A 6,582-nucleotide genomic window follows, 5' to 3' on the forward strand; every position below is an offset into this window, starting at 1 on the left:
GGCATCCTCCAGCAGGTTAGTGGCCCATGAGCCGGTCAGCGGCATCGGCCTTGTCGTGTGCGGCGTGACGGTCGACGATGGTGGCGGTGGCCTCATTCATGCCAATGATCTCCACCTCGACACCCTCACGGCGGAAGTTGATGACCACGCGGTCAAGGGCGGCCACGGAACTGATGTCCCAAAAGTGTGCCCGGGACAGATCAATGGTCACCTTATCCAGATCCTCCCGGAAATTGAACGCTTGCATGAACTTCTCCGTGGAGGCGAAGAAGACCTGCCCATACACGCGATAGGTGCGGTGCAGGGTGTGTTCATCCGGGCGGGTGTCGGTGTCGGCGCCCACGAACATGAACTGGCTGACCTTGTTGGCGAAGAACAGGGCTGCCAGCAACACGCCCGACAGCACGCCCAGGGCCAGGTTATGGGTGAACACGGTGACCGCCACGGTGGTGATCATGACGATGTTGGTGCTCAGCGGGTGGCGCTTCATGTTCTTGATGGAGGTCCAGCTGAAGGTGCCGATGGACACCATGATCATCACCGCCACCAGCGCGGCCATGGGGATGATGCCCAGGATTGGGCTGAGAAACACCACCATGATGAGCAGATAGATGCCCGCCATGAAGGTGGATAACCGCCCCCGGCCACCGGATTTGATGTTGATGACTGATTGCCCGATCATCGCGCAGCCCGCCATACCGCCGAAGCTGCCGGCGACGATATTCGAGATGCCCTGGCCCTTACACTCGCGGTTCTTGTCGGTGCGGGTGTCGGTGAGGTCATCGACGATGTTCTGGGTCATCATGGACTCGAGCAGGCCCACCACGGTCAGTGCCAGAGCGTAGGGCAGGATGATCCACAGGGTTTCCAGGTTCAGCGGGATGTCCGGCCAGAGGAAGACAGGCAGGGTGTCGGGCAGTTCGCCCATGTCGCTGACCGTGCGGATGTCCAGATTCAGCAGCCAGGCCAGCAGGGTGAGTACCACAATGGTCACCAGGGGCGAGGGGATGGAACGGGTCAGGTAGGGGAACAGATAGATGATGGCCAGCCCCAGGGCAGTCATGGCGTACACATGCCAGGTGACCCCGGTGAGTTCGGGGAGTTGCGCCAGGAAGATCATGATGGCCAGTGCGTTGACGAATCCTGTCATCACCGAGTTGGAGATGAAGCGCATGTAGCGACCCACCTGCAGATAACCTGCGATGATCTGCAGTATGCCAGTCAATATGGTAGCGGCCAGCAGGTATTCCAGCCCATGTTCCTTCACCAGGGTGATCATGAGCAGGGCCATGGCCGCGGTGGCCGCCGAGATCATGCCGGGTCGGCCGCCGGTGAAAGCGATGACGACCGCGATGCAGAACGAGGCGTACAGACCCACCTTGGGGTCCACACCCGCAATGATGGAAAAGGCAATGGCTTCCGGGATCAGGGCCAGGGCAACCACCAGGCCAGAGAGCATGTCACCGCGTATATTGGAAAACCATTCCTGCTTGATGCGGGTGAGGTTCATGGATGATGTCCTGTCATTGCGAATTCGTTGTCGGCCGGGCCCGGATCATTGCCAAATGACGTCACGCGGCCCCGTCTGTAATGGTCGGGGCCACGAAGTACGCGGTTGAAACGGTTTTGTCAGGGCGTTTCTGCGAGGGGGCGTTGCCCGGGCGTGGCCGGGATCCAGTGTTCCAGCGACGGTCCTCAGGGAGTGCCGTGGGGAGGCCAATGAAAAAGGGGCAGGAGTCTACACGACGGGCAGGTCTTTGGCCAGCTTGTCAAGCCTTGCACTCAGCTGAATGAGGATAAGGATACACTAAGCTTTCGTCCTGCCTTACCCCATCCACTTTCGGATAATTCATTGTCCATGATTGGCTGGATCAAGATTGTGGTTTCACACCGGTGAGCGTTCACGCCGCCCTCAAGATGAACCACAATTGGAGCATGTCGCGAAAAGATTCGACCAGGCTGTACATCGACGCTGGCGTCAGCCAGGTCAGGGCGGTGTTGTACGTCCAGGGTTCAGCAGCGCGTGAATGGCAGCTGGAGACCGGTCACCATCTGCCCAGACAGGTACGCGAGAGTGGACTGCAGGACGCGAGTCAACGGGCTGCGGTGCGCCTCACGGGAAAACTCGCCGAGCCGGTGCGCCAATTGCTGGGATGCGGCTCCGCCGTCCTGCCCGCCGCCGCCTTGTGGGCAGCCCTGCGAGCGCGCCAGCAGCGTGACCACGCCGGGCAGCGGATGGGTCTTCTGGAGATCTCCGCTTCCGGCTACCTGGCTCTCAGTTTGGACCTTGATGGTGGCGCCGGGGACGCCGGGCTGGTGACGCACCCACGCTGTGGTGCCGGCTCGGGCACCAACCTCAGCCGTGTTCTGCAAAAACTGGATGTCCCCGCACAAGACGTGGATACGGTGCTTGCCGAGTATCTGGGCGAGACGGGCCGGGAGCGGCGCATGGCCCTGCCGGTGCGAGCCGACCGTTGTGGTGTGTTCGGGGCGTCGGCCACCATCTCCGACAAGAACCAGGGTATCCCTGTGGCCCATGCCCTGGCGGTCACACTCAAATCCGAGGTCAACAAGGCCTGTCGACGGCTGCCCCTGCCCGTGGACCGGGTGCTGCTGAGTGGCGGTCTGTTCCGATGGGCCTTTGCCCGGGATTGCGCCCGGGATGCCCTCGGCGACGCCGGTGTGCGCCATATCACCCACCTCCCTGACGCCAACCTGGCCCTGGAAGGTCTGCGGGCCCTGGATGAATCGGAACCGGACCCGATGATCCCGTCAGCACCGCCCGATCCCGTGAGGCTGGCCTTCGACTACCCGGCCTTTCACACCCTGGAAGCGCAACTCCAGGAACGACAACAGTTGCATCGCCAGCCGGTAACGGCCCTGGATCCACAAGGCTGGCCCCCGGGTCATCCGGTGAACATCGGCCTGGACGTGGGCTCCACCATGGCCAAGATGGTGGTCAGGGCCGCCGACGATGGCCGCCTGCTGCACGCCGCGTCGCAGAGCAATGCTGGCGAGACCATCGCCACATTGAAGGCCCTGTTCACCGCCCTGTGCGACGCCGGTCACCGTGAACTCAACGTGGGGCGCATCGGCATCACCGGCAGTGCCCGCTACCAGGTACGCGAAGCCCTCACCCGGCTCTACCCGACGCTGGATGGACGGGTCACGGTGATGGTGGAAAATTATGCCCACGCACGGGGCTCCCTGGAGGCCGCTCGCGAGCACGTGCGCCATCTGGCCGAGGCCGGGCATGATGTGGACACCCGTTGGTGCATTCTGGTGGACATCGGCGGGGAGGACACGAAGATCTCCACCCTGCTGCTGGAAGGCGGTGACCTGTTCGACAACGCCATGAACATCAAGTGCTCCGCCGGCACCGGCAGCCTGATGGACACGCTGGCCAGCCTGTTTGGTCTGTCTTCCGCCTCCGAGGCCTATGCACAGGCCCGCTCGGCCCCGGGCGCCCATGATCTGGATGCCACCTGCTCGGTGTTCCTTCTGGAGCATGCCCGTACCCTGCAGGCGCGTGGTGTGGGTAATGACGTGATCCTGGCCTCCGCCTGCTGGGCGGTGGTGGAGAACATGGCCCGCACGCTATGGAACCAGATCCACCTGCCGCCGCGTTCCGTGGTGCTGCTGCACGGCCAGCCGATGCTGGGCCACCCCCTGCCCACGGCGGTGATCAGTCGCCTGCAGCGTCTGACCGGGGAGAAGGTTTACGGCCTGATCCCGCCCTTGCCTGGCCACCGGGCCTGTCTGGGCTTGTTGCCGGCAGCGGATGAGACCGCTGATGCCGTCACCCTAGACCTGGACACCTTCATCCAGCGTCAGTACGACAAGCACATCATCACCTGCAAGGGGGCCGTGTGCGGGGATCCTGATGCCCGCTGCCATCGCACCCTTCTCAAGACCCTGGATCCGCAACAGGGCACACTGCGCCTCACCCTCGGCGGCTGCAGTGCCATCAACGAGGCCACGGGACGCAAGAAGGTCCGGGACGCACCCCGGGTGGCCGACCCCTACCAGACGCTCTGGCGGCACAGCCATGAGCGGTTGCCGCAAAGCCAGGCGCCGGATCGCCTGATCATTCCCCGCGCGTTCGCCGTGTCCGAATGGGCGGGGTTTTTCGCCGAACTGTTCACTCAACTGGGCGTGCCGGTACACGTGGACACGCCGCGGACCGAGGATGTGCTGGCCGGGCAGTCGCGATTCCGCGTCGATACCTGCGCCCCGCATCTGGGGGTGGTGGGCCAGCTGATCCGGCTGGCCGCCGAGCCCCACGGATACATCCTGGCGCCGCAGATCGAGTTCCTGCCCCTCAATGGGGCCGGCCTCGGACGCAGTTGCACCATCAACCAGGGGGGACTGGCCACTGCACGGGCCATGGCTCAGGAGGCGCAGCCCGGGGCACGGATCCAGCTGTTCCACCTGAACCTGCGCCATCCCGATCCTGCCGCGCTGGCGGCGCAGTTGCTGCCGCAGCTGCGAACCGTTTTCGCGCACTATCACCTCAAGATGGATCTGGCGCGTCTGGAAACGGCCATCGGGCAGGCGCTGGCCGGTCAGCGGGCCTGGCGCCAGACGCTTCAGGATACCCTGGCCGACCAGCTGGAAGAGGCCCTCCTGGGGCACGGGCAGGAGGTTGCGCTGGTCCTGGGCCGGGAATACATCCTCACCCCGGGGCTTTACGACAGTCATGCCGGCCGCCTGCTGCGTGACCGCGGACTGGTCCCCGTGCCCGCGCATGCCCTGGATGTGACGGTGGATGACGATCTGACCCACCTCTACTGGCGCAATCCCCAGGTCATGGCCACCCTGGTGAGGGCGGTCAGTCGGGGGCAGCTGCATGCCCGGCTGCGACATCGGCGATTGCAGCGCGTGTTCCGGCAACTGGAGGCCCCGGACCGCCAGCCGCTGGCCCTGGTCTTCGTCTCCACCTTCCTCTGCGGGCCCGATAGCGTCAGCCTGCCGCTGATGTCGGAATTTGCACGGCAAAGGCCCTTTCTGCTGATTCAGTCGGATGCGGCCATCCAGGAACTCGCCCACCTGGAAAACCGGGTCAACACCCATGCCCAGCAGGTGCGGCAGTACCTGTCCCAGGGGGTATGGCAGGCTCCGGAAGAAGGCTTCGAGGTGCGTACCCTGCAACGGCTCACGGACCTGTCCGACGGTATCGATCCGACCCGCGACGTGCTGGCACTGCCGACCCTGGCCGACAATCGTTTCGTGACTTCAGTGCTGCAGAGCACCCCGCTGACCTGCCTGGACAACTACGACGACACCTACGACCTGGAGGCCACCATCCGCCATGGCCGCGCCGCGGCGGGCGAGTCGGTTTGTGCCCCGCTGGCCGCCGTCTATGGAGACACACTCGCCCTGGTGGAACGGTTCCGCCGTTTGCGCCGGGATCCAGAATCCCCGCTTTACGGTAAACGCCGCCTGCTGGTGTTCAACAACAAGGGGATGGGGCCCTGTCGCCAGGGGCAGTATGTGGAAACCCACAAGCTCCTGTTCCATCGGGATACGGGTCCGCTACGCGACCAGGCCGGCGAGGACGAGGTGGAAGATCTGCTGAGGTTTCTGGTGGGGCTGGAAGATCAGGGGTTTGACGTGGGCCTGGGCAGGACGGTGTTGCTGCGTTGCATGCAGGGCGCGGTACTGCAGGGGGTCTGTCACCAGCTGCTCTTCGAGGCGGCGGCCCGCTGCCCCGACACCGACGCTCTGGCGCGTTTGCGAGGGGAATACCGGGCCTTGACGGCGACCCTCTTCCAGATCCAGCGTGAGTGCAAGATGCCGGAGGGGGCGTTGACCTGGTGGCCGGCATGGCACCGTCACCGCCGTTCGCTGCAGCGGCCACTGCGGGATTTTGCCCGGCGCTGGGTGACGCATACACCGCCTGCGGCATCACTGTTGAAGATCCACGTGGAAGGCGAGACGTACATGCGGGTGGCCCAGGTGGAGGCCCTGTTCGACTGTCTGCTCAGGCTGCTTGGGCCAGGCCGTTTCCACCTGACCTACACGCCCGTGTGGTCCTACCTGGACTACAAGAATGCGAGTCGGCGTTGGCGCAGTCTGGAGACGGTCCGCGAGAGCCATGTACGCTTGTCCCGCGCCACTGATCCGGGCACCCGGTCATCGCTGCGGCGCCTGCGCAACGCCCGCGCTGGCCGTTTCCTCGGGGCCCTGGGGGTGGAATGGGGGTTCCGCCACTGGCTGGCCCGCCCCCTGTACCGGGCGGCAGGATTACCGCTGCCGGAGAGCATGGCGCAGGCACTGGCCCGGTCACGGCGACTGATTCCAACCGGCCGGCCCGGCGGGGAGTTATCCCCCTATGTGGGTGAGACTCTGGGCAAGCTGGAGGCCGGTTACGACATTGTCTTCAATGTGGCCCCGGAGGGCTGCATGGTGTCCAGCATGGGCGATGCCATGAGCGGTCGTCTCATGGAGGAGGCCGGCGGTCAGGGCCGCATCCAGCCCCTGTTTTCCGCCCAGGGCACTCTGGATGAAGATCAGGTCTCCCGGATCCTGCTCCAGAAACTGGGCCCGGAACGGTTCTATCGCGGGAGGAATTGCGGGTGA

The 6,582-nt window shown here is 64.6% G+C and carries 2 protein-coding genes; one reads left to right on the forward strand and one right to left on the reverse strand.

Features of this window, described 5'->3' with window-relative positions; all coding sequences use genetic code 11:
- Positions 1-16: 16 nt before the first annotated feature.
- A complete protein-coding gene (locus tag LQD11_RS06325) occupies positions 17-1,510 on the reverse strand; it encodes a SulP family inorganic anion transporter (protein WP_238616772.1) in 1,494 nt (497 codons plus the stop codon).
- A gap of 425 nt (positions 1,511-1,935) precedes the next feature.
- On the opposite strand from LQD11_RS06325, the gene LQD11_RS06330 reads away from it, so the two are divergent.
- On the forward strand, positions 1,936-6,582 hold the full coding sequence (locus LQD11_RS06330; protein WP_238616773.1) for an acyl-CoA dehydratase activase-related protein: 4,647 nt from the start codon (positions 1,936-1,938) through the stop codon (positions 6,580-6,582).

The sequence above is a fragment of the Ectothiorhodospira shaposhnikovii genome (assembly GCF_022227765.1).
In the GTDB taxonomy this organism is placed as follows: domain Bacteria; phylum Pseudomonadota; class Gammaproteobacteria; order Ectothiorhodospirales; family Ectothiorhodospiraceae; genus Ectothiorhodospira.